Annotated in this window: 23 protein-coding genes and 1 pseudogene; 2 read left to right on the top strand and 22 right to left on the bottom strand. The window is 59.1% G+C overall.

Going from position 1 to position 22,413, the window contains the following annotated elements; translation table 11 throughout:
- Positions 1-33: 33 nt before the first annotated feature.
- Both H1Y61_RS00635 and H1Y61_RS00640 read right to left on the bottom strand, forming a co-directional pair.
- A complete protein-coding gene (locus H1Y61_RS00635; RefSeq protein WP_235680800.1) occupies positions 34-681 on the bottom strand; it encodes a YceI family protein in 648 nt (215 codons plus the stop codon).
- Positions 682-1,329: 648 nt separating this feature from the next.
- On the bottom strand, positions 1,330-2,718 hold the full coding sequence (locus H1Y61_RS00640; RefSeq protein WP_180573417.1) for a leucyl aminopeptidase family protein: 1,389 nt from the start codon (positions 2,716-2,718) through the stop codon (positions 1,330-1,332).
- A gap of 274 nt (positions 2,719-2,992) precedes the next feature.
- On the opposite strand from H1Y61_RS00640, the pseudogene H1Y61_RS00645 reads away from it, so the two are divergent.
- Positions 2,993-3,802 (top strand): annotated as a pseudogene (locus H1Y61_RS00645) (tetratricopeptide repeat protein); the annotation flags it as partial.
- Between the two features lie 96 nt (positions 3,803-3,898).
- On the opposite strand, the gene H1Y61_RS00650 reads toward H1Y61_RS00645, so the two are convergent.
- The 15 genes from H1Y61_RS00650 to phnG form a co-directional block, all read right to left on the bottom strand.
- Positions 3,899-4,528, bottom strand: a complete 630-nt coding sequence (locus H1Y61_RS00650; RefSeq protein WP_180573418.1) for a LysE family translocator — start codon at positions 4,526-4,528, stop codon at positions 3,899-3,901.
- Positions 4,529-4,732: 204 nt separating this feature from the next.
- Positions 4,733-5,356 carry a phosphonate metabolism protein/1,5-bisphosphokinase (PRPP-forming) PhnN gene (phnN, locus tag H1Y61_RS00655; RefSeq protein WP_409363950.1) on the bottom strand — a complete coding sequence of 208 codons (624 nt, stop codon included), beginning with the start codon at positions 5,354-5,356 and terminating at the stop codon, positions 4,733-4,735.
- Positions 5,356-6,507, bottom strand: a complete 1,152-nt coding sequence (locus H1Y61_RS00660; RefSeq protein WP_180573419.1) for an alpha-D-ribose 1-methylphosphonate 5-triphosphate diphosphatase — start codon at positions 6,505-6,507, stop codon at positions 5,356-5,358. The genes phnN and H1Y61_RS00660 overlap by 1 nt, the downstream gene beginning before the upstream one ends.
- A complete protein-coding gene (locus tag H1Y61_RS00665) occupies positions 6,507-7,208 on the bottom strand; it encodes a DUF1045 domain-containing protein (RefSeq protein ID WP_180573420.1) in 702 nt (233 codons plus the stop codon). The genes H1Y61_RS00660 and H1Y61_RS00665 overlap by 1 nt, the downstream gene beginning before the upstream one ends.
- 112 nt (positions 7,209-7,320) lie before the next feature.
- Entirely contained in the window at positions 7,321-8,820 is a 1,500-nt protein-coding gene (gene phnE, locus H1Y61_RS00670) for a phosphonate ABC transporter, permease protein PhnE (protein ID WP_180573421.1), read from the bottom strand.
- Positions 8,821-8,829: 9 nt separating this feature from the next.
- The gene (gene phnE, locus H1Y61_RS00675; protein WP_012654711.1) at positions 8,830-9,792 is read right to left on the bottom strand and encodes a phosphonate ABC transporter, permease protein PhnE; all 963 of its coding nucleotides are present in this window, start codon (positions 9,790-9,792) and stop codon (positions 8,830-8,832) included.
- A 76-nt stretch (positions 9,793-9,868) separates the two neighbouring features.
- Positions 9,869-10,777 (bottom strand): phosphonate ABC transporter substrate-binding protein, encoded by a 909-nt coding sequence (gene phnD / locus H1Y61_RS00680; RefSeq protein ID WP_070163945.1) that lies wholly within the window; start codon positions 10,775-10,777, stop codon positions 9,869-9,871.
- Between the two features lie 155 nt (positions 10,778-10,932).
- Positions 10,933-11,772, bottom strand: coding sequence for a phosphonate ABC transporter ATP-binding protein (gene phnC / locus H1Y61_RS00685; RefSeq protein WP_180573422.1), 840 nt, complete (start codon positions 11,770-11,772; stop codon positions 10,933-10,935).
- Between the two features lie 116 nt (positions 11,773-11,888).
- Positions 11,889-12,512 (bottom strand): DapH/DapD/GlmU-related protein, encoded by a 624-nt coding sequence (locus H1Y61_RS00690; RefSeq protein WP_156637815.1) that lies wholly within the window; start codon positions 12,510-12,512, stop codon positions 11,889-11,891.
- 75 nt (positions 12,513-12,587) lie between these two features.
- Positions 12,588-13,316: a phosphonate C-P lyase system protein PhnL gene (gene phnL / locus H1Y61_RS00695; RefSeq protein WP_070151207.1), complete on the bottom strand. Its 729-nt coding sequence runs from the start codon at positions 13,314-13,316 to the stop codon at positions 12,588-12,590.
- Between the two features lie 12 nt (positions 13,317-13,328).
- Positions 13,329-14,105 (bottom strand): phosphonate C-P lyase system protein PhnK, encoded by a 777-nt coding sequence (gene phnK / locus H1Y61_RS00700; RefSeq protein ID WP_012654706.1) that lies wholly within the window; start codon positions 14,103-14,105, stop codon positions 13,329-13,331.
- Entirely contained in the window at positions 14,102-15,010 is a 909-nt protein-coding gene (locus H1Y61_RS00705) for an alpha-D-ribose 1-methylphosphonate 5-phosphate C-P-lyase PhnJ (protein ID WP_087727044.1), read from the bottom strand. The genes phnK and H1Y61_RS00705 overlap by 4 nt, the downstream gene beginning before the upstream one ends.
- A gap of 142 nt (positions 15,011-15,152) precedes the next feature.
- On the bottom strand, positions 15,153-16,259 hold the full coding sequence (locus H1Y61_RS00710) for a carbon-phosphorus lyase complex subunit PhnI (RefSeq protein WP_180573423.1): 1,107 nt from the start codon (positions 16,257-16,259) through the stop codon (positions 15,153-15,155).
- Positions 16,260-16,865 (bottom strand): phosphonate C-P lyase system protein PhnH, encoded by a 606-nt coding sequence (gene phnH, locus H1Y61_RS00715; RefSeq protein ID WP_409363951.1) that lies wholly within the window; start codon positions 16,863-16,865, stop codon positions 16,260-16,262.
- Positions 16,865-17,332, bottom strand: coding sequence for a phosphonate C-P lyase system protein PhnG (gene phnG / locus H1Y61_RS00720; protein WP_180573424.1), 468 nt, complete (start codon positions 17,330-17,332; stop codon positions 16,865-16,867). Before phnG ends, phnH begins: the two co-directional genes overlap by 1 nt.
- Before the next feature lie 99 nt (positions 17,333-17,431).
- Between phnG and phnF the strand changes: the two genes are divergently transcribed.
- Positions 17,432-18,169 carry a phosphonate metabolism transcriptional regulator PhnF gene (gene phnF / locus H1Y61_RS00725; RefSeq protein WP_409363993.1) on the top strand — a complete coding sequence of 246 codons (738 nt, stop codon included), beginning with the start codon at positions 17,432-17,434 and terminating at the stop codon, positions 18,167-18,169.
- Here phnF and deoA read toward each other — a convergent pair.
- From deoA to H1Y61_RS00750, 5 genes are read right to left on the bottom strand one after another with little or no spacing between them, the layout of a single operon-like run.
- Positions 18,153-19,472, bottom strand: coding sequence for a thymidine phosphorylase (gene deoA / locus H1Y61_RS00730; RefSeq protein ID WP_180573426.1), 1,320 nt, complete (start codon positions 19,470-19,472; stop codon positions 18,153-18,155). The two genes, phnF and deoA, sit on opposite strands and share 17 nt — an antisense overlap.
- Before the next feature lies 1 nt (position 19,473).
- On the bottom strand, positions 19,474-20,247 hold the full coding sequence (gene deoC, locus H1Y61_RS00735; RefSeq protein WP_180573427.1) for a deoxyribose-phosphate aldolase: 774 nt from the start codon (positions 20,245-20,247) through the stop codon (positions 19,474-19,476).
- Complete coding sequence (locus H1Y61_RS00740) at positions 20,240-21,049, bottom strand: purine-nucleoside phosphorylase (RefSeq protein ID WP_180573428.1); 810 nt, start codon at positions 21,047-21,049, stop codon at positions 20,240-20,242. Before H1Y61_RS00740 ends, deoC begins: the two co-directional genes overlap by 8 nt.
- Positions 21,046-21,438: a cytidine deaminase gene (locus H1Y61_RS00745; RefSeq protein ID WP_180573429.1), complete on the bottom strand. Its 393-nt coding sequence runs from the start codon at positions 21,436-21,438 to the stop codon at positions 21,046-21,048. Before H1Y61_RS00745 ends, H1Y61_RS00740 begins: the two co-directional genes overlap by 4 nt.
- A gap of 1 nt (position 21,439) precedes the next feature.
- Positions 21,440-22,411: an ABC transporter permease gene (locus H1Y61_RS00750; protein ID WP_156619244.1), complete on the bottom strand. Its 972-nt coding sequence runs from the start codon at positions 22,409-22,411 to the stop codon at positions 21,440-21,442.
- Positions 22,412-22,413: the final 2 nt, after the last annotated feature.

Genomic DNA, 22,413 nt, shown 5'->3' on the forward strand with positions numbered 1-22,413 from the left:
CGCGCTGCTTTCAGCATCACGTCAAATCCACCATCACTTGGTTGGAGACGCCGCCGGGTCCTGGATGAACTCACCGTCAAAGCGGATTGTCACATCCTTGCCGACGTAACCGACAGGTTGGCCAAACGCCGTTCTGTCAAACGTCCCTTCTGCGGCAAATCCAATGGCCGGAACACCTGCAAATGGATGGCTGTCAATGGCCCCGTTCAGGGTTGCATTCAGCGTCACCGGCTTGGTGACACCCAGGAATGTCAAGTTGCCGAGGATTTCCGCCGTCTTGTCACCGGTCTTCTTCACGCTGGTCGATGTGAAGGTGATCTTCGGGAAAGCGTCACTGTTGAGTTTTTTTGGATCCTTGCTGATCTCCTCAGGCCAGGTCGCATAAGGCGATTTGGCGTGGGTGGCCTTATAATCGGCGGGATAGGGCACATCCACCGATGTCGGATCAATCGTTACCTCGATCTTGGAGGCTTCGATTTTCGCTGGGTCGAGAGAAAGCGTGGCTTCCAGCTTGCCAAAGCGAGCGGTGTAGTTGGAAATCGTATTGTGCTTGACCGTCCATGTCAGGTTCGCATGGGTCGGATCCAGTTTATAGACCCCGGCGGGTGGGGCCGTCTGGGCATCCTGCGCCGAAGCCGTTGCCACGCCGCCAATAGTCAAGCCGCCAAAGCCCGTTGCCATTCCAATAAATGCTGAATTTATAACGATTTTTCTGACATTAAAATTCATTAAATCAATCTCCTTTTTTCCGTTCCATGCGCCCGAAACGTGTGGAGCGGAGATGCCAATGTAAAATAAAAAAAATTTGAATTTTCTAACTCTTGAAATTTAACACGCAAAAATTGAAATGCCGAATAATTATTTTAATTCATATAAAAATCGCTTCAACCCGCGTCCCGTCGGCGCTTTGGTGCGACATCAGCCGCCTCGAGAAATCATGCAATTCATTGTAAGTAAATAATTTTTCTATTATTAGACTGCGTTTCCCTGATGACAGCTCGGCGTCAACAGGCAGGAGATCTTACCGCTGGCCTTAACAAATATCCGGCTCTTGGAACTCAAAACACGACCAACATAGTCAAAATAAAAAATGAACGATAGCCTCCATGTCGTCAACAGATATTGAACAGTCTGTCAAACGTCACGGTAGTACCAAGGCCTGATAGCCCCAATCGGCATCAGCTCCTGCAAATGAAAAATGATGGGGACAGCTGCTTTAAGGAACGCCCATTGAAGAGAGACTGCCGGATTTCAGATCTCGGCACACCTTTATCCTCGAGAGATTTTCAAACCTCTCGAGGATAAAGATAGCATCGTCAACGCCTTCGCTTATTTGAGCGCGGCGATATAGCGGTAGAGGGCGCGAATTGCCTGCGCCTCACCACCAACGGGGCTATGGGGCCGCTCTTGCGGCGCCCAGCCGAAAATGTCGAAATGCGCCCAGCTTGTCGTTCGGGTGACAAAGCGCTTCAGGAACAGGGCAGCGGTGATTGCCCCCGCCATGCCGCCCGCAGGTGCATTGGTCAGGTCGGCAATCTGCGAGCGGACCATTTTTTCGTAACCGGGGAAAAGCGGCAGGCGCCAGATCGGGTCGTCAGTTTCAAGGCTTGAATCGGTCAGCTCATAGGCAAGCGCATCGTCATTGGAGAAGAAGGCCGGCACATCCGGACCGAGCGCCACACGGGCAGCCCCCGTCAACGTCGCCATGTCGATCAGCAGGTCCGGTTCCTCTTCGTCGGCATAGGTCAGCGCATCGGCAAGGATCAACCGTCCCTCGGCATCGGTATTGTCGATCTGAACGGTCAGGCCCTGACGACTTGTATAAATGTCACCAGGCCGGAACGCATTGCCGGCTATGGAATTTTCCACGGCAGGCACGATGACGCGCAGATCCACTTTCAGCTTGGCATCCATGATCATCAGAGCAAGGCCCAGCACATTGGCCGCACCGCCCATGTCCTTCTTCATCAGCAACATCGATGAAGACGGCTTGATATCCAGCCCGCCGGTATCGAAACAAACGCCCTTGCCGACCAGGGTGATCTTCTTGTGGCCCTTCTTGCCCCAGCGCATTTCGAGAAGCCGCGGCGCCTGGGCGCTGGCCCGGCCCACGGTGTGAACCAGAGGAAAATTCCGGTGCAGCAGTTCATCGCCAATCACCACGCTGACCTCTGCCTTATAATGGTCGGCCAGCGCCCGGAAGGCTTTTTCCAGATCTGCCGGTCCCATGTCATTGGTGGGCGTGTTGATCAGGTCGCGAGCCAGGAAAACGCCGGCCAGCTGGCGGGCAATGTCGCTGGCATCCGCATCCTGAGGCATCAGCAATTTGGGATGATCCGAGCGGTCGGCCTTATAGCGCTCGAAACGATAGCTGCCCAGACCATAGCCCAGAACCAACCGGTTGGCGGTCAATGGCGCGGTCTCGATATGCCAGTCGCCAGCTGGCAATGCCCGCGCCAGCTTGCCCGCCAGAAACGGATTTTCTCCTGGCGCACCGCCAAGACCAAAGAGCGCCCCGCCCAATTGCCCATCGCTGGTGGGGATCAACAGCAGCGAACCCACATCCGCCTTGTAGCCTGCCTTCTTCGCCCAATCGAGTGCAACAGGATCAATCGCGCCGGTTTCGATATGGGCGGGCGTCACCGCGAAAATCGGCAGGGATTTACCACCCTTGGTCAGAAACGGGGTGGGTCTTTCAATATATTGATAGGGTGCCATGATTGCCCTTTTGCTGCTCCATCACTTCCCGGTCAGCTTTACCGCAAAATTCCTTAGAATCGGTTCCTACGTGAAGGTTTTATCTTTCAAGAGGACCGGGCTCGAATTTTCTCGAAAATTTATGGCTGACGAAAATGTCAAACGCCGGGCGTTCTCGCAGACCAAAGGCATTTTAACATTCCATTAGGGTTAACAGATTATTGCTTTTCCATGGTTGCAGGGCTGATGACGGTGATTCGTCTGCCTGTGAATTCAGGGCTATGGGGATAGAGTGATGGCTGTTTGGCGTTCATCCATTCAGATTTGCGCGGCACTGCCCGCTCTTTCGGTGTTGGCACTGGCGCTGGCGCTAACGGGCTGCGCCACCACCTCCAATACCGACAAAATGTCGACCGGCTCGATCCCGAGCATGACCAAGCCCGTTGATCAGATGACGCCGGGCGAAATCGCCATGGCCACGGACAGCATGGGCCGGGCCTATGAGAAAAATCGCAAGAACGCACAGGTTGGCGTGGCCTATGCCAATCTGTTGCAGATGGGCGGCCGCGCGCCGCAGGCTTTGTCTGTCATGCAGCAGGTGGTGATCGCCAATCCAAATGACCGCCAAGTGCTTGCCGCCTATGGCAAGGCGCAGGCCGCTGCCGGCCAGCTGGAACAGGCCTTGACGACGATTGGCCGTGCCCAGACCCCGGATCGGCCCGATTGGCGGCTTTATTCGGCCCAGGGCGCGGTTCTCGACCAGCTCGGACGCACCCAGGAGGCGCGTGCCGCCTATCAGCAGGCCTTGCAGATCCAGCCCAACGAGCCTTCGATCCTGTCCAATATGGGCATGTCCTATCTGCTTGGCGGCGACCTGAAAACCGCTGAAACCTACCTGCGCAGCGCGTCCCAGCAACCGGGTGCCGATAGCCGGGTTCGCCAGAACCTGGCCCTTGTCGTCGGCCTTCAAGGCCGCTTCGACGAGGCCGACCGGATTGCCAGAGCCGAACTTTCCCCCGATCAGGCTGAGGCGAATGTCGCCTATTTGCGCACCATGTTGAACCAGCAGAACACCTGGAAACAATTGGCGTCCAAGGATACAGCTCAGAATCCCGTCAGGAAACCTGCCCAGACCCCTGCTAAGGATCAGACGCCCGTCAAGGATACGAGCCTGGCGGCAACCCCTCTTCGGTAAAAGGCGTCAGGGCCGCGCGCCCTCGAACACAAGGCGAAGTCCAAGTCCACCCAGAACCAAAGCGGCCAGACGATCCAGCGGTTTCTTGGCTGAGAGATAGACGCGCCGGGGTATTGGCGCGGAAAAGACCAGCGCCACCAGCGCATACCAACCCGCCTCTACCAAAAAGACCACGCCTGGCAGCATGATGAACAGCAGGCTATCGGGCCGAGGCGGCAGAAGAGCCGCGAAAATACTGGCATAGACAATCGCGGTTTTTGGATTGCTGACCTGTGTTAAAAAGGCACTGAGATAAATCCTGCTGAAAGATTTTGGCGCAATAGCGGCCTGATCCAGATTGACCGGTTGGGCGGCACTACGCCAGAGTTTCCATGCGATATAAGCGAGATAGAGGCCACCCGCCACCTGCAAAACCCTATGAAGCCAGGCAAGCTGGGTTATCAGCGCAGCCAATCCGGCCAGGGCCAGAACGGCGAAGATCAACCCGCCGGTCCCCATGCCGATCGCCGTTACCAAACCGGCGGCTCTGGAGCGGGTCATGGATGTGTGGCTGACCAAAAGAAAACTTGGACCGGGACTGGCCGCGCCGATCAACAAGGCGAAGGCTATGGCAAATAAAGGGGCAAACATCGTCATGCGGCATCTCCATAGTGAAAGGAAATTGCCCAGGCGCGCGGCGCGGATGATCCGCTGACCGCTCATTTTCAAAGAGATGAGCGCCACGCTTCCCGATGGTGATCCACCTTCAAGAGCACAAGACAGTTGCCGCAATCCTTTGCATTGGAATACTGCCGGCTATACTCTTATCGCCAGTAACGCGGATAAGTTGTTTAACACATGTTATAGCGCGGCTTCAATCGTCTCGATGAAACGCCTGCCCGCCTCCTCCAGCAGGCCGGAATTGTCGATGGTCACGACAGGGTAGTCGCCGCGAATGTCAGGCGGGCTGCGTTGAAGCCGTTGCAGAATGTCCTCGCGGCTTTCACGGCCCCTCGCTTCCAGCCGGTCGGCCAGAACCTCGGGACGGGCGGTGACATTCACCACCAGCATTCGCGGAAAGACCTGTGCAAACCGGGGAAGTACCGAGCGTGAGCCGTTGGCGATCACCACACTGCCATTCGATAACCAGCGATGCACATTTTCAGGAATGCCATAGCTTAGACCATGCGCATCCCAGTCAACAGCAAAACGGCCAGCCGCCTTGAGATCATCGAACTCGGAAGGACTGGCCGGGCGATGATCCTCCCCGCCCGCATCGGCGGCCCGGGTAATGACCCGCTGGACGAAATGCACAGCGCAGCGCTCAGCGTCAGTCTGTCCGATAAAATACCGCTTGGCATAGGCAATCAGACTATCCTTGCCCGCCCCGCTTGGGCCGACCACGACGATCATCCGGCCCTTATCCTCGGCCTTGGCGTCCGAATGATCAGGCCCGTTATCAGGCATGGCGGAATGCGGCACCATCACGCCACCCTTCTGCCCTGGCGCCAGACAGAGCGCACCACAGGCACGCCACCGTGATTTTCGCTGTAGCGGACGCGCACCAGATCGGCGCGCAGGCCAGGGGCAATCCGGCCCCGGTCTTCCAGCCCAACAGTGCGGGCCGGTGTCGAGGTCACCATGGCCAATGCCTGCGGCAGGCTGATCACCTCATAGCGATGGGCGAGCACGAAAGGCGCGTGCAGCAGGCTGAGCGGGATATAATCGGAAGACAGCACGTCGAGCACGCCGCGCTCGGCCAGATCGGTGGCGGCGATATTGCCGGAATGGGAGCCGCCGCGCACCACGTTTGGCGCGCCCATCAGCACGCTCATCCCCGCCTGATGCGAGGCATCGGCGGCCTCAAGACTGGTCGGAAACTCGGCCAGACGCACGCCATGGCCCTTGGCCTCTTCCACATGGGCAAGCGTTGCATCGTCATGGCTGGCAACGGTAATGCCGCGCACGGCGCAGATGCGGGCCAGCGTATCCCGGTGCTGGGCAGAATAGGCCGCCGATGCCTCTAGCCGCTTTTCAACGAAGCGAGCGAAGGCTTCCTCGCTCAAACCCTTCTTGGTTTTATAATAGAGCGTATACTGGTCCATGGTCTGGAACTGCCGCTGGCCCGGGGAGTGGTCCATCAGCGACACCAGCCGCACATGCGGGTCCTGCTCGAAATCGGCGAAATGGTCGAGAACATTGTCGGATGCGACTTCACAGCGCAGATGCAGCAGGTGCTCGGCGCGGAGACGGTCATCCTTTTCGGCGGCCTGGATGGCGTCGGCCATATCGCGCATTTCACCTTTCTCAAACCCGCCATCCTCGTCCGACCCCATCCGCAGACAATCGAACACGGTGGTAATGCCTGAGGTGACGACCTGCGCATCATGGGCCTGAATGGCTGCCGTCTTGTTCCAGCGCACACCGGGACGCGGCGAATAATGCGATTCCAGATGATCGGTATGCAGTTCGACCAGCCCGGGGATCAGATAATCGCCGCCGAAATCCTCGCCGATGCGGCTGTTGCCTTCTGAAATTTCGGCAATCAGGCCATCGCGAATGACCACAGCGCCCTTCAGAAGCAGCCCACTTTCCAGCACCACAGTCGCATTGGACAGCACGGTTTCATTCGACATCACAGACTTCCTTCAGCCCCGGCAAGGGGCAACCAGCGGTGAACGGTAAAGGGCGCATTGCGGCTCGGCTCGACAAACAGGCCAAGCCCGCCAATCAGCAGCGCCCGGTTGGTAAAATCAGCAAACCGGCTCTCCAGCACAGCGCGCATCGCATCGCTGCGCTCGGCATCAACAGGTCCGGTCAAGGTCATGTGAAACCGGAATTCCTCCATGACATAGGGATAGCCCCAGGTGTCCAGCAGCACACGTTTGCGCTCGGACAGCTTTTCAGGCTTGCGCCTGATAATATCGGCCTCGCTCAAGGGCGCGCGAAACGGCTCGAAAACCTCGACAACCGAGGCGGCAAAATCCTGCAAGGGTTGATGGACAGCGTCGGGAACTACAGCAAAGAACGGCCCGAGCTGATTGACCACGACCTTCGGGATCTCAAAGGCGGGCGTCGCCTTGCAAAAGCGGGAAAACATCTCCAGCAGCGCAGCTTCGCTCTCTCCCTCTTTTAGGGAAAACGGCGCTTTCAGCGTGGCATGAAAGCCGTAGCGACGCGGATCGGCGGTCAGGGCGGTGATCTCATCGTCTGAAAACCCTTCCACCGGCTGCCGGTCAAGATCCGCGCCGGTGAAGGCATCGCGGCCAAGCCAAAGTGCGGCGGCAAGAGACAAGGGATCGTCTTTGGGCGGTGTAAAATAAAGGGCGTAACGCACAGCAATCCTATCCCGGGAATCAGCTTGGAAGAGCCTGTATCTGACCCTTCTCAAGCGATGGAAGCAAGCCTTGTCTGGCAGGTGGCGATGCCGAAACTGCACCAGAGGAAGATCATTTTTGCGCGCCGATCAGTTTTGAGCGCAGCAGGTTGGACACCGCATCGAAGATAAACACCACCAGCAAGATCAACAGCACCATATAACAGACATTTTCCCAATTCTGGTTGGTGCGCATCGCTTCCCAAAGCTTCAGGCCAATGCCACCCGCCCCGACCGCGCCGATAATGGTGGCCGAGCGGGTGTTGGATTCCCAGAAATACAAAGCCTGCGATGCAAAGACCGGCAAAACCTGCGGCAACACGCCGAAGCGCTGCACGGCGAGCGGCGAAGCGCCAACCGATTTCACCCCTTCGCGCTGCTTGTCGTCGATATTTTCAAGCGCTTCGGAATAGAGCTTGCCGAGCGTGCCTGTGTCGGTGAAGAAAATCGCCGAGATCCCGGCCAGCGGTCCCGGCCCGAAGGCGCGGGTGAAAAACAGCGCCCAGATCAGCATATCCACCGAACGCAGGAAATCGAAGAACCGCTTGGTCAGATGGTTGACCGGACGGTTGCGGGTAATATTGCGCGCCGCGATGAAGGACAGCGGAAAAGCGATCAGCGAGGCGAACACCGTACCGACAAAGGCCATGACGAGCGTTTGCGCCAGCTTGGTCCAGACATCCAGATGCTGCCAGGACGGATTGTAGAGAATGTCGTTCCAGGCCAGCGACAGGTTGGACCGGTCAGGATCGAGCCTTGGGCCGGTGGCGATCAAGCTGACCACGTCGGTTGCGGACCTGCTGAAAAACGCGGAATTGGTATCGAACAGGAAATTGGCCCAGCCGAAAAACCGGTTGCGTACCCTGACCCGGTCGGCGCTGATATCGGCCCAACCCTGGAGACCGAAATAGGCCATGACCCTACCGCCGCGTTCGCGTTGTTCGACCCAGGCTGGCAGCGTGCCATCGGCAAGCACGGTGCCGGCCTTGCGGTCAAGCATCAGGGTAACGCGCTCAGCGCCCCGGTTCAGCACCACGCTTTCGGGGCTGACCAGCAGCGATGCGCTGGAGCCGAGATTGACATCGGCCTCTCGGATCACCTGTTCCTGGCGGGTGACGGGTGCAGCTTGGGCCGCGACCGGCGCCTGTTGCGGGGCGGCTGCCATGAAATTGAAGCTCGAGGCTTTTGGCGCTGACGTCACTGGCGCGGGCGCATCGGCTACGCCACTCGTGCGGGTCATCATTTCTTTCTTCGTCACCAGCCAATCCGGGTTGGGGTTGGGACCAATCGGGTCGAAGCGCGAATAGGCGATGGAAATCGCCCCATCGGGGGCAATATTGATTTCCGGCCGGATCTCATAGGACACCCAGTCGGCCAGATAGTTTCCGGCAATGCCCCAGCTGGCGGTGGAGACCACTTTTCCAACCGCAAAGAACCACCAGGAAAAGGTGAAATACAGCGCGAGCAGGACAATGGTCAGCGGCACGCGGTAGCGCTGCCAAAAGCTGCGGCGGAAGATGTCTGGATGACGGGCGGCAATCAGGTCCATTTGGGTGGCGTCGAGATGTGTCATGGCCGGACCTCAGGAAACAGCATGGAAGGCTTGCTCACCGACCAGTTTGCGGCGCAACCAGGCCGAAAACTGATCGACGGCGATCACCGTCGTCAGCAGCAGGATGACGATGGCAACGGTTTTGGCCGCATGGCCCTGGCTGATCGACAGGCGCAAGGGTTCGCCAATGCCGCCGCCGCCGACCGCGCCGATAATCGTTGACGCGCGCACATTGATTTCCATGCGCAGCAGGGCATAGCTGATGAAATTCGGCATGACCTGCGGCACCATGCCGAACCACAGCCGCTCCAGCCAATTGCCACCAACGGCGCGCAGGCCTTCGTCCGGCTTCATATCGGCATTTTCCACCACCTCGAAAAACAGCTTGCCGAGTGCGCCGACCGTATGGACCGAAACCGCAATCATCGCCGGGATCGGGCCAATGGAGAGGATGGCGAGGAAAAACCCGGCCAGCACCACTTCCGGAAACGCCCTGAGCAATTCCATGAAGCGGCGCACTGGCCAGCGGATGAACCGGTTCGGCATCATGTTGCGGGCCGCCATGAAGGAAAAACAAAAGCCCAACATGCCGCCCAGCAGGGTCGAGACCAGCGCGATATTCAGCGTCTCGATCATCTTGTAGAAATATTCCGGGATATAAAGCGTCTGGGTGAGGTAGTAGCGCCCCTCCGGATAATTGTATTTCAGGCTGCCATCATCATAGGGCGATGGCAGGTCGAACATCGCCCGCCAGATCTCATTGCCATCGCGGGGAATGAGCGTTTCGACGAAATCGAACAGATGTGGCAGACGGTCGAAAAACTTGCCCGAATTGGTATCATTGGCAAACCACAGCGACCCCGCCAGCGCCAGAAACAACACGGCAAGACCGGCTACCGTGTAAAGGCGGCGGGTCTTGGCCAACGCATTCCAATGGCTCTCGATCACGCGCCCCTGTTCGCTCAGCAAGGACAATCTGGCGGTATGGCTCATCTGGCACTTTCCAAAATGGACAAATGGGGAAGCCGCCGGTCGTTTATCCCGGCGGCTCTCATGTTTCCAGCTGCGATCAGCCGCCGATGGTTGCCTTGCGGGCGTCGATAACCGGCTTGTAGAAATCGACATTCACAGCCGCAAAGCCCTTGAAATCGCCGCCTTCGATGGCGGAGAAGCAGGCGGCGTCGGTCTTCGGCAGGTCCATCATGAAGGCCTTGACCTTGGTCTTCATGTCGTCGTTCATCGAGGAGCGGATGACGATCGGACCGTTCGGGATCAGCGGCGACTTCCACAATTCCACCAGGTCGTCCATGTTGAGGACGCCCTTATCAACCATCTTGCGCAGGTTGCCGGAGGTGTAGCCGTCCTTGAAATTGCCAACGCCGGAGCCGAAGGTGGTGCCAGCATCGAACGTGCCCTTCAGCACTTCGAGAACCAGATTTTCATGACCACCGCCAAAGCCGGTCGATGCCACATATTCCTTGACCGGCTTGCCGCCGAGCGCGTCGGGCAGGGTCACGGTCGGGATCAGGTAGCCGGACGTGCTGTCAGGATCGGCAAAACCGAGCTTCTTGCCCTTGATGTCGGTGACTTTGGTCATGCCGCTGTCCTTGCGGGCAACCATGATCGAGTAATAGCCCATCGAGCCATCGGTCTGCACCGTGGTCAGGATCGGCTCGACTGCCTTCGGGTTAGCCAGATAGGCCTTGGCATAGCCGGAAGCGCCAAGCTCGGCATAATCAAGCGTGCCACCCAGAAGACCCTGGATAACACCGTCATAGTCCGAGGCCGGGAACAGCGAAACCTTGGTGAAGCCGAATTCCTTCTTCAGGTGATCGGACAGGCAGTTGTAATTGCGCAACCGGTCAGCTTCGTTCTCGCCGCCGAGAATGCCGATGCGGAATTCCTTCAGGTCTTCGGCAGCAGCCACGCCAGCCAGCGACAGAAGCGTCACGGAGGCAAGCAGAATTTTCTTCAACATGGTCTCTCTCCTGGTTTTCCGGTCTGGTTTTCCCGAGGGACCGGATCTGTCTCTTGAACGTAAGAAAGGTGCCTTTGACGCGGGCAAGCGAAGGCGCTGCCATCGGGCTGGGTGCCGCGATAGAAATGCTATTTTTCAGGTCATGGATTGCGGGCTCAGTTTGCCGTTGCCGCCACCATCGGCACAGACGGGGCCAAGTCCGGCTTCGGCAGGCGGATCGCGGTCGATGTCATGCTCTCGTCAATGCCGTTGCCATCCTGGCCAGTGCCATAGATCGCCTGCACCGCCTGCGCTGTCAGCGCATCCGGCGGCCCATCGAACACCACCTTGCCCGCCGCCATGCCGATGATCCGCTCGCAATAGGCCCGCGCCGTATCCAGCGTGTGCAGATTGGTGATCACGGTGATGCCTTCGCGCTCGTTGATGTCGCGCAGCGCATCCATGACAATCTTGGCGTTCAAAGGGTCGAGCGAGGCAATCGGCTCGTCGGCCAGCAGCATTTTCGGCGCCTGCATTAGCGCGCGGGCAATGGCCACCCGCTGCTGCTGGCCGCCGGACAGCGTGCCAGCCGGTTGCAGTGCCGTTTGCTCGATGCCCAGCCGCTCCAAAGCGGCAATCGCCATGATCCGCTCTTCGCGCGTAAAAATATTGAGGATGCTCAGCGCCGTGGAGCGATGATTGAGACGTCCCAGCATGACATTGGTCAGAACATCCAGGCGCGGAACCAGGTTGAACTGCTGGAAAATCATCGCGCAATCGCGCTGCCAGCTGCGCAAAGCCGATCCCTTGAGGCGCGTCACCTCCTGATCGCCGAACCGCATCGACCCGGATGTCGGATCGGCCAAGCGGTTGATCATTCGCAGCAAAGTGGATTTTCCCGCACCGGACCGACCGATAATGCCGACCATCTGCCCATGCGGAATGGACAGGGTCACGGCTTCCACGGCAATCTTCTTGCCAAAACGCCGCGTCACCTCGGTCAGTTCGAAATTCATGCGCTTGTTCCGATATCATGTCCAAATCCAGAGCGAGCTATAGTTCAGATCAGTGAAGCGGCCATGTCAGTTTCATGACATTTCTGTTAAAATCAAAGGGTAGCAAAGCCTATACTTCAGGCTAAGACTTCATGTCGGGCCAGAAAATCTTCGGCAGACAGCGTCCGGAAGTCGGCAAGGGCAGCGTGAAGCCGCTCATGCTGCCAATCCCACCAGGCAAGTCTGTCCATGCGCGCGCCGATACCTGGTCCAAACCGGGGCTTGATCGGCTTGGCCGGGACGCCGCCGACGATGGTATAGGGTTCCACCGGCTTGGAAACGACCGCGCCTGCGCCGACAACCGCGCCATTGCCGATGGTGACGCCGGGCAGGATGGTAGCACCATGGCCGATCCAGACATCATGACCGATCACCACTCGGTTTTCCCGCCGCCAGTCGAAGAAATCCGTCTCCAGGTCCGCCCCTTCGAAATAATCGACGGCACGGTAGGTGAAATGATGCAGCGTAGCGCGCCATGTCGGATGATTGGGAGCATTGATGCGGACACTGGCGGCGATATTGGCAAATTTGCCGATGGTGGCGCACCAGATGGAAACATCCTGCATCACATAGGAATAGTCGCCCATCTCGACCTCATCGAGACGGCTGCGCTCGGCGACTTCCGTGTAGCGCCCAAGCGTGCTGTTCGTGACGCTGGCGGTCGGGTTGATTTGGGGCTCAAGCCCAAGACGGGTGCTCATGCGGCGATGCTCCTAGAGTTTGTCAGGGAAAAGTGGGTACCGGTTTTCCCGAAAAGACAAACGAAAACAAGAAAGCTAGAGGATGGCTGGTTCAATCTGAACCTGACGGCCTCTAGGTGAGAATTGCGAGACATCGAGAATGGTGTCAGCGACCGCTTCGCGCACTTCTTCGTCGTGGAAAATGCCGAGCATGGCGACACCCTCGGCCTTTTTGCCAGCAATCAACTCGATGACCACGGCACGATTTTGCGCGTCGAGAGAGGCCGTCGGCTCATCCAGCAGCAGAATTTTATGATCGGTGATGAAGCCTCGGGCAATGTTGACACGCTGCTGCTCGCCGCCGGAAAAGGTGGCGGGCGGCAATTGCCAGAGCGCCTTGGGCAGGTTCAGCCTGGCCAGCAGATCACTTGCCACCGATCTTGCCTCGTCAATGGCTACGCCGCGCGCCGTCAGCGGTTGGGCCACGACATCCAGCGCCGACACCCTTGGAACCGTGCGCAGGAACTGGCTGACATAGCCCATCGTATCGCGGCGGATATCCAGCACCATGCGCGGCATGGCCGACGCCAGATCCACCACCGTATCGTGATGGCGCACCAGGATCTGGCCGCTATCAACGGCGTAATTGCCGTAGAGCATTTTCAAGATCGAGCTTTTGCCGATGCCGGACGGGCCGCCCAGCACGGAGCAAGAGCCGCTATTGACGGAAAAGCTGACATTACGCACCACCGGCAAGACAAGCCCGTCGCGCAGATGCATGGTGAAGCTTTTGGCGACATCGGAAACGATAAGAGGCGTGGGCATCTGATGATCCAATCACACTTGAAGAATCGAGGAGACGAGCAATTGCGTATAAGGCTCGCGCGGATCGTCCAGCACCCGATCAGTCAGACCCTGCTCGATCACATGGCCGTCCTTCATCACCATCATCCGATGCGACAGCAGCCTTGCGACGGCCAGATCATGGGTGACGACGATGACCGACAGACCAAGGTCAGCCACCAACCCACGCACCAGATCCAGCAGCCTTGCCTGCACCGAGACATCCAGCCCGCCGGTCGGCTCGTCCATGAACACCAGACGCGGATTGGTGACGAGATTGCGGGCGATCTGCAAGCGCTGACGCATGCCGCCGGAAAAAGCACGCGGCTGGTCGTCAATCCGGTCGGCGGCAATTTCCACCCTGTCCAGCCAATCGGTGGCGGTGGCGCGGATATTGCCGTAATGCCGTTCGCCCACCGCCATCAGCCGCTCGCCGACATTGGCCCCGGCTGAAACGGTCATCCGCAGCCCATCGGCGGGGTTCTGGTGAACGAAGCCCCAGTCAGTGCGCATCAGAAAGCGCCGCTCGGCCTCGCTCATGTGATAAAGCTCGCGGTAAGCGCCGTCGCGCATCCGGTAATCGACACTGCCGGTGGTCGGCATCAGCCGGGTGGACAGGCAGGACAGCAGCGTCGTCTTGCCGGAACCGGATTCACCGACCACAGCCAGCACTTCGCCCGGCCAGAGATCGAAGGAAACATTGGCGCAGCCGATCCGCCGTCCGTAGAATTTCGACAGGTCACGGACCTTCAAAAGCGGTTGCTGGGTCATTGAGCAGCCTCCTCATGCTGTGTTTCGGCCAGCATCTCACCCCGATGACCTTTGGCGCGGCGATCCTCGCAATGGTCGGTGTCGGAGCAGACGAACATTCGCCCGCCCTTGTCGTCGAGGATCACTTCGTCAAGATAGACATGCTCGGCACCGCAAAGTGCGCAGGGCTTGTCGAAGCTTTGCACCGTGAAAGGATGATCCTCGAAATCCAGGCTGACGACATCGGTATAGGGCGGCACGGCATAGATCCGCTTTTCGCGGCCCGCGCCAAACAATTGCAGGGCCTCTGACCGGTGCATTTTCGGATTGTCGAATTTCGGTGTCGGAGACGGGTCCATTACATAGCGACCCGCCACCTTGACCGGATAGGCATAGGTGGTGGCGATCCGGCCATTGCGGGCGATGTCTTCATAGAGCTTCACGTGCATCAGGCCGTATTCTTCCAATGCATGCATCTTGCGGGTCTCGGTCTCGCGCGGCTCCAGGAAGCGCAAAGGCTCCGGGATCGGCACCTGATAGACCAGCACCTGGCCCGCCCGCAGCTTTTCCTCCGGAATCCGGTGGCGGGTCTGGATGATGGTGGCTTCGCTGGTGTGGGTGGTGACCGCCACATTGGCGACCTTCTGGAAAAACGCCCGGATTGACACGGCGTTCGTGGTGTCGTCGGCGCCCTGGTCGATCACCTTCAACACGTCTTCCGGCCCAAGGATCGCTGCCGTCACCTGCACGCCGCCAGTGCCCCAGCCATAGGGCATTGGCATTTCGCGCGACGCAAACGGCACCTGATAGCCAGGTATGGCGATGGCCTTCAGGATCGCCCGGCGGATCATCCGCTTGGTCTGCTCATCGAGATAGGCAAAATTATAAGTGGCAATTTCGTCCGCTAATGAAACTTCCGTAATCATTGTGCGTTACCCTTCCAGAAATTCGCAAACAGGGAGCAATGAGCATGGAAATCGAAATGATGTTCGCCGTCTTCGTGACCCTCATGCTGGGCGTCTCGACGCTTTGCGCCGCCTGGTATGCCGATCACGACTAATAGACTGGTCATTCCGCCGCCTCGCTCAGGTCCAGCCCTTGCTGGCGGGCCTGTTCGTGTTCAGAGCGCATCCGCCGCACCAGATCGAGTTCGGCCTGGAAATCCACGTAATGCGGCAGCTTCAGATGTTCGACAAACCCTGTTGCCTGCACATTGTCACAATGGGACAAGACAAATTCCTGGTCCTGAGCAGGGGCGGTAATATCCTCGCCCAACTCTTCGGCGCGCAGTGACCGATCCACCAGCGACATGGCCATCGCCTTGCGCTCGCTCTGACCGAAGACGAGGCCATAGCCTCGCGTGAATTGTGGCGGGGCCTTTGACGAGCCCTTGAACTGGTTGACCATCTGGCATTCGGTGACTTGGATACGCCCAAGCGACACGGCAAAGCCAAGCTCAGGCACATCCAGCTCTACCTCGACCTCACCCAAGCGGATTTCACCGGCAAAAGGATGGCTGCGGCCATAGCCACGCTGGGTGGAGTAGGCGAGCGCCAGAAGGAAACCTTCATCACCACGGGCCAGCGATTGCAGCCGCAAATCCCTCGCCATCGGAAACTCGATAGGCTGGCGGGTAATATCACCCGCCAGATGATCCTCCGGCATGTCGCCATCGGGTTCGATCAGTCCTTCTTCGCTCAGGATATCCGAAACCCGCATGGCGGGTTCGCCGGATGGCGTTTTCTGGACCGGAGGTTCCACCTCGCCTTCTTCCAGCAGGGACGGATCGAGCAGACGGTGAGTATAATCGAACGTCGGCCCCAGCAACTGGCCGCCGGGCAGATCCTTATAGGTTGCGGAAATCCGCCGCTCGATCCGCATCGCTCCGGTATCGACCGGCTCTGACAGACCAAAGCGCGGCAGCGTGGTGCGATAGGCGCGCAGCAGGAAAATCGCCTCGATCATATCGCCCCGCGCCTGTTTGATGGCCAGCGCCGCAAGCTTGCGATCATAAAGCGAGGCCTCGGCCATGACGCGGCCAACCGCCAGCGCCAATTGCTCGACAATCTGATCGACGGTCATTGTCGGCAGGCTTCGATCACCCCGGCGACGGTCGGCCAGCAGGCTGTGGGCATTGGCAATGGCGGTCTCGCCGCCCTTTACAGCAACATACATTCACGCCTCCCCGGATAGTATCGCGCAGCTGCGCGGCAGGCAGAGAAAATCCCGACCGGCGGTGAAAATCACATCGACGCCGCGCGGAAACAGGGCATGATTGTCCTGCCAATGGCGCAGGAAACCATCCGGCAAGCCAAGTGGGGCGATCATTGCCCGGTCTTGGATGCCGGGTCCCTTCAGAGTAAGCGGCTGGCCGCCTTCGAAACCGGCGACTTCATAGACAACAGTCACCGAGCGGTCGGGATAGTCCTGCGTGCCGGTGGAAAATTGCGCGAAGGCGGCAAGCGGGCTGCCTGCTTCGAAAAACGCAAACTGCGCTTCGGTCTTGTCGGTTGTCGTCACCCCGCCGGTGTGAAAGCTCAGCCAGGCGGGCGCGGCACTTTTGGTAAGCACGCCGCTCAGCCAGACACGGCTATCGGCATCGCACAGCGTCAGCGCAATAGCCGCCTGTGCCAGACCAAAAGGGGCGGGCGGGTGCAGCGACACGGCAACAGTCTGGTGGGTGCCGGGCCGGGCCATACCGTCCATAACGGCACGAAACACACTTTGCGCTTCAAATACCGGCTGAGCGAACCCGCCAGTCAGGCTTTCCGCTTCGAGCATCAGTCTTCTCCTCTGACCATGGTGAAGAAATCCACCTTCGTTGCCGCAACCTGCTCGGCCCTGATGCGGTCGCCCTCATTCAGACGCCGTTCCACAGCCGCCAACAACGGCTCAATCTGGGCGCGATGCGCCTCATCCTGCCAAAGGGCGTCGAAAATCGCTGAGAGCCGCGCTTTTTCCTTGGATGTACCCAGTGCCTGCGCATGCCCGACCTGGCCCGACGCTAGCCTGCATGTCGCCCGCGTCACCGTCACTTCACCCAGATTGAAGGACGCGCCACCACCACCGATACGGCCGCGCACCATCACCAGACCAGTCTCCGGTCCGCGCAGGAAATGTGCTTCCGGCGCAAACGGCAGCGCGCTCCACAGCGCCTTTAATTCGTCCAGATGGGCCGCCGCCAAAAGGTCGACAACTCTTTTTCGATGTACATCATCTGGATTTGCACTTTTTGCTCGTGCGTCCATTGCCAAATCTCCATTTGTCTATTAATATAGACAACCATACAACTTATCTTTACAAATATTCCTTCGGGATGACAAGCGTGTGACATGACGGGGCAGAAAGTGGTGGGGCAAAAAGCAATCGAAAGACAGACCGGCGTGGCGCTCTGGCGGCAGATTGCTGATCGAATCCGGGTATCGATCAGCGATGGCACCTATGACACCACGGGCATGGTACCGCCGGAAACGATTCTGGCTGGAGAATTTGGCGTCAACAGACATACGGTGCGCAGCGCGCTGGCGGCCCTTGCCCAGGAGGGGATCGTGCGCGCCGTTCAGGGACGCGGCACGCTGATCGAGCGACGAGATCGGATCAGTTTTCCGATTTCAAAACGCACCCGTTTCACGCCCGGCATCGGCGATCAGGCGCGTGCGCTGCAAGGTCTGTTGCTGGAAAGCGCCGTCGAGACACCCAGCGCGGACCTGATGGACCATTTGCAATTGGCAGACGGCGTTCAGGTAATCCGGCTGGAAGTGCTGCGCAAAGCGGATGGCCGAGCTGTGTCACGCTCTACCAGCTGGTTTCCCCTGCCCCGTTTCGAAGGGATCGATGTGGCTTATCGGCAGAGCGGCTCAATCACCGCCGCCTTCGCCGCTTGCGGCCTTGCCGATTATCTACGCGTGCGCACCGACATCAGCGCCGTCCATGCCGATCCTTCCGACCGGGATGAACTGGGCCTGTCACCCGGTGCCATCGTGATGATCACCAAAGCCCTGAACACCGATCTGGAAGGCGCGCCGGTTCAATATGCCGTAACGCGCTTTCCCGCCGACAGGGTGCAGTTCACGATTGAGAGTTGAGCCGTTCAACCACCGCAGACACAGACGCAGGTGCCTCATCGCCGATGGCATAGCTTGCCGCGATGACCTGCGCGGCGCGGGTGCCGCTGGCTTCATCGGCGGCATGCACCACGGCCAGAACGTCGCCTTTGCTAACAGTGGTCCCCACCGGCAGGAAGCCGCTGAAGCCAACCGAATGGTCAATCCTGTCCGAGGGACGTCGGCGACCTCCGCCAAGGTCGATCACCGCAAGGCCGATATCGCGGGTGGCGACCGTGGAAATGAAGCCGGATTGTGTAGCAAGAACCGGAATATCCAGCACCGCCTTGGGCAGATATTGGCCAGCCCTGTCGATGAAATCCACCGGCCCGCCCAGCCCATGCACCATACGTCCGAAAATCTCGGCAGCCCGACCACTTTCCAGGGCGTGACGACACCTGATGTCAGCAGCGTTCTGATCCGGCTCGACCCCGGCATTGACCAGCATCTCGGCACCGAGCGCCAGTGTCACGGTCTCCAGCCGGGTTCCCGCCTTATCCCCTCTCAGGAAGGCGACCGCATTGGCTATTTCCACGGCATTGCCTGCACAATCCGCCAGAGGCTCATTCATATCGGTCAGCAGCGCCGAGGTTCTGGTGCCTGCGCCATTGGCGACCGCCACCAGTGAACGTGCCAGCGCCCGGGCCTCATCGATCTGGCCCATGAAGGCGCCGTTGCCGAACTTTACATCCATCACCAGGCTCTCCAATCCGCTGGCGAGCTTTTTGGACAGAATGGATGCCGTGATCAACGGCACGGATTCTACCGTCGCCGTCACATCGCGGACCGCGTAAAGCCGTTTGTCGGCGGGAGCGAGGTCGGCGGTCTGGCCGATGATGGCGCAGCCAATCTCCTCCACCAAGGCACGGAAGACCGAGGCATCCGGCGCAATATCATAGCCGGGTATCGATTCCAGCTTGTCCAGTGTCCCACCGGTATGGCCAAGTCCCCGCCCGGAAATCATCGGCACAGCTAGCCCGCAGGCGGCCATCATCGGGGCCAGCATCAGCGAGACATTGTCGCCGACGCCGCCGGTGGAATGCTTGTCGGCCACGGGACGGCCCGCCGTCTTCCACGATAGAACCGTACCGCTGTCGCGCATCGCCAAGGTCAGCGCCACCGTCTCGGCATCGCTCATGCCCCGCAGAAAGACCGCCATGGCAAAGGCGGCGATCTGCCCTTCCGACAGTTCATCCCGGCTCAAGGCACGGATGAAGGCCTGGAGATCGGCGCTGCAAAGCTCCTCTCCGTCGCGCTTGCGGCGAATGATCTCCACAGCCTGCATATCAATAGCCGCTGGCTGGGCCTGAGGATTTTTCGCCGGATAGAATGGCCAGAATATCATTCAACAGGCCGGATGCGCCGAAACGGAAGGTGGAGGGCATCACCCAATCCTCCCCCATGATTGCGCTGGCGTGGCGAAAATACAGGCTCGCCTCCTTGACCGTGGAAATGCCACCCGCCGGCTTGAAGCCGACTTTGCGGCCACTGTCTCGGATTTCCTGGAGCATGATGTCTGCGGCCTCCAGAGTGGCGTTGACCGCAACCTTGCCGGTCGATGTCTTGATGAAATCCGCACCTTCGGCAATTGCAATCTGCGAGGCACGGCGGGTAAGGGCGGCGGTTTTCAACTCGCCGGTTTCCAGAATGACCTTGAGAATTGCGGGCGAGGCGATCACCGCCCTGACAGCCCGAATCATGTCCATCACTGCCGTTTCATCGCCTTCGATAAAAGCATGGTAGGGGATGACCAGATCGATCTCGTCCGCGCCGTCGGCCAGAGCAGCTTCGGTTTCCGCGACAACCGCCGCAATATCAAGATCGCCCGAAGGGAAATTGACCACCGTTGCGATCTTCACCTGGCCGTCATGACCAAGCAATCCTCGCGCCTTTGCTACGAAACGCGGCCAGATGCAGATCGCCGCCGTATGGCCAAATGGCGTGATGGCACGGGCGCACAGTTCATCAATCTCTTCGGGTCTGCAATCGTCTTTCAGATTGGTCAGATCCAGCACCGACAGGGCAACAGCAGCGCATTCGCGCAGTTCACGGCTATCCAAGATCTGCTCCTCCATCAACGATCATTCGCTTGAGGATGGCGACAAGCCGTCTTCCACCAATCGGAGCCATGTCCTTGGTCTCCTCGTGGCTGAGTTCGGCACCCGTCATCCCTGCCCCATAATTGGTGATAACCGACGCCGCCGCAACCTTCAGACCAAAAAACCGTGCCAGAATGACTTCCGGCACGGTGGACATGCCCACCGCATCGGCACCCAGCGTCCGCGCCATGCGGATTTCCGCTGGCGTCTCAAAACTTGGCCCAGAAAACCACATATAGACGCCGGATGACAGAGAAATGTCTTCAGCGTCTGCCGCACGGCGCATGGCCTCGGCCAATTCGCCGTCATAGGCCTGGGTCATGCCGACAAACCGGCCATCCCCCGTCTCGCCGATCAGCGGATTACGGCCAGAAAAATTAATGTGGTCAATCAACTGCATCACCGAGCCGGGCGGCATGTCGGCCCGCAAGGAACCGGCGGCATTGGTGAGGATCAGCGTCGTCACGCCAAGCGCTGCCAGCGTCTCGATGGGCAACCGCATGGCTGCCGCATCACCCTCTTCGTAATAATGCACCCTGCCCGCCAGCATGATAATCGGCTGACCGGCGAAAAGCCCGGCCACCAACTCCTTGGCATGGCCGGAAACGCCGCCCTGCGGAAAACCCGGTATGTCGGGAAAGGGAATGCGAACCGCATTCTCAACCTCGTCCACCAATCCGCCAAGGCCGGAACCCAGCACGATAGCGATGCGTGGCAAAAGCCCGTTCAGCCTGTCGATGAGCAGATCGACCGCCGGGGTCATCCGAGTGTATCCGTCTCGAAGCTGAAGGGCAGCAATTCGTCCATGCTCATCACCTTTTGCACGCCCACGTCGTCGCAGAGGTAGATTTTCGTCTCAGCCGAAGCAAATTCCCGGATCTTCTGGCGGCAGCCGCCGCAAGGTGGGCAAAGCGCCAGCTTTTCAGCGATGACGGCAATCTCGACGATCTTTCGTCCACCACCCATGACCATGCAGCCGATGGCCGTCGGCTCGGCGCACCAGCCTTGAGGAAAAGACAGGTTCTCGATATTCGCGCCAACATAGATCTTGCCATCATCGGCGCGGATTGCAGCGCCAACCGGAAATTTCGAATAGGGCGCATGGGCATGGCGCATGGCATCGCGGGCCGCCTCGAACAGGTCGTGAGACATATTACCGTTCCTTCACATAGGGCACGCCGCCCGCCTTGGGACCATTGGCAGCCCCGATAAAGCCAGCCAGCAGGATACAGGTGAGAATATAGGGCAAGGCCTGGAAAATCTGTACTGGCACTTCACCAATGCCCGGCACCGCCTTGCCCTGCATGAAATTGGACATCGCATCGAGAAAGCCGAACAGCAGGCAGGCAAACATCACAGGCACCGGCTTCCATTTGGCAAAGATCAGCGCGGCAAGCGCGATATAACCCTTGCCCGCCGACATGTCACGGATGAAGGCCGCCGATTGGGCGATGGCGAGATAGGCTCCAGCAAAGCCGCAAAGAAAGCCTGCAACGATCACCGCCCTGTAGCGCAGCCAGGCCACGGAGATCCCTGCCGTATCGACCGCACCAGGATTTTCGCCCACGGCCCGCAATCTCAGGCCAAAGCGGGTACGGTACAGCACCCACCAGCTCAGCGGCACGGCCAGAAAGGCCAGATAGGTCAAGACATTGTTGCCGGAAACCACATTGGCATAGAGAGGACCGAGAAACGGCACGTCACGCAGGGCATCAGTGCCTGGAAGCACAATCGGCTGAAAGCGGGCATCACCCGGCAGCTGCGGGGTGCGTCCGCCCTGGCTGAACCAGGCCTGTCCCAGCACCGCCGTCAAACCGGCTGCGACGAAATTCAGCGCCACGCCGGAAATGATCTGATTGCCGCGATTGGTGATCGAGGCAAAGCCATGGATCAGCGAAAAGCCGATGGACACCGCAATGCCGCCTGCAAGCCCAGCCCAGGCCGAACCGGTGAGATAGGCAACACAGGCCGCCGCGAAAGCACCCGCCAGCATCTTGCCTTCCAATCCGATGTCGAAAACCCCGGCCCGTTCGGAAAACAGTCCGGCCAGCGCCGTGAAAATCAACGGAATCGACAGGCGCACCGTGGAGCCCAGGATGCTGACGATCATATCGAAATTGTCCATAT

It is taken from the genome of Agrobacterium vitis, assembly GCF_013426735.1.
Classification (GTDB): Bacteria; Pseudomonadota; Alphaproteobacteria; order Rhizobiales; family Rhizobiaceae; genus Allorhizobium; species Allorhizobium vitis_D.

What these genes read in the sequence shown, in the direction of transcription:
- H1Y61_RS00635 (WP_235680800.1), bottom strand. Translation starts at nt 681, where the DNA reads ATGGCAACGGGCTTTGGCGGCTTGACTATTGGCGGCGTGGCAACGGCT.
- H1Y61_RS00640 (WP_180573417.1), bottom strand. Translation starts at nt 2,718, where the DNA reads ATGGCACCCTATCAATATATTGAAAGACCCACCCCGTTTCTGACCAAG.
- H1Y61_RS00650 (WP_180573418.1), bottom strand. Translation starts at nt 4,528, where the DNA reads ATGACGATGTTTGCCCCTTTATTTGCCATAGCCTTCGCCTTGTTGATC.
- phnN (WP_409363950.1), bottom strand. Translation starts at nt 5,356, where the DNA reads ATGGTGCCGCATTCCGCCATGCCTGATAACGGGCCTGATCATTCGGAC.
- H1Y61_RS00660 (WP_180573419.1), bottom strand. Translation starts at nt 6,507, where the DNA reads ATGTCGAATGAAACCGTGCTGTCCAATGCGACTGTGGTGCTGGAAAGT.
- phnE (WP_180573421.1), bottom strand. Translation starts at nt 8,820, where the DNA reads ATGACACATCTCGACGCCACCCAAATGGACCTGATTGCCGCCCGTCAT.
- phnE (WP_012654711.1), bottom strand. Translation starts at nt 9,792, where the DNA reads ATGAGCCATACCGCCAGATTGTCCTTGCTGAGCGAACAGGGGCGCGTG.
- phnD (WP_070163945.1), bottom strand. Translation starts at nt 10,777, where the DNA reads ATGTTGAAGAAAATTCTGCTTGCCTCCGTGACGCTTCTGTCGCTGGCT.
- phnC (WP_180573422.1), bottom strand. Translation starts at nt 11,772, where the DNA reads ATGAATTTCGAACTGACCGAGGTGACGCGGCGTTTTGGCAAGAAGATT.
- H1Y61_RS00690 (WP_156637815.1), bottom strand. Translation starts at nt 12,512, where the DNA reads ATGAGCACCCGTCTTGGGCTTGAGCCCCAAATCAACCCGACCGCCAGC.
- phnL (WP_070151207.1), bottom strand. Translation starts at nt 13,316, where the DNA reads ATGCCCACGCCTCTTATCGTTTCCGATGTCGCCAAAAGCTTCACCATG.
- phnK (WP_012654706.1), bottom strand. Translation starts at nt 14,105, where the DNA reads ATGACCCAGCAACCGCTTTTGAAGGTCCGTGACCTGTCGAAATTCTAC.
- H1Y61_RS00705 (WP_087727044.1), bottom strand. Translation starts at nt 15,010, where the DNA reads ATGATTACGGAAGTTTCATTAGCGGACGAAATTGCCACTTATAATTTT.
- H1Y61_RS00710 (WP_180573423.1), bottom strand. Translation starts at nt 16,259, where the DNA reads ATGTATGTTGCTGTAAAGGGCGGCGAGACCGCCATTGCCAATGCCCAC.
- phnH (WP_409363951.1), bottom strand. Translation starts at nt 16,865, where the DNA reads ATGCTCGAAGCGGAAAGCCTGACTGGCGGGTTCGCTCAGCCGGTATTT.
- phnG (WP_180573424.1), bottom strand. Translation starts at nt 17,332, where the DNA reads ATGGACGCACGAGCAAAAAGTGCAAATCCAGATGATGTACATCGAAAA.
- deoA (WP_180573426.1), bottom strand. Translation starts at nt 19,472, where the DNA reads ATGCAGGCTGTGGAGATCATTCGCCGCAAGCGCGACGGAGAGGAGCTT.
- H1Y61_RS00740 (WP_180573428.1), bottom strand. Translation starts at nt 21,049, where the DNA reads ATGACCCCGGCGGTCGATCTGCTCATCGACAGGCTGAACGGGCTTTTG.
- H1Y61_RS00745 (WP_180573429.1), bottom strand. Translation starts at nt 21,438, where the DNA reads ATGTCTCACGACCTGTTCGAGGCGGCCCGCGATGCCATGCGCCATGCC.
- H1Y61_RS00750 (WP_156619244.1), bottom strand. Translation starts at nt 22,411, where the DNA reads ATGGACAATTTCGATATGATCGTCAGCATCCTGGGCTCCACGGTGCGC.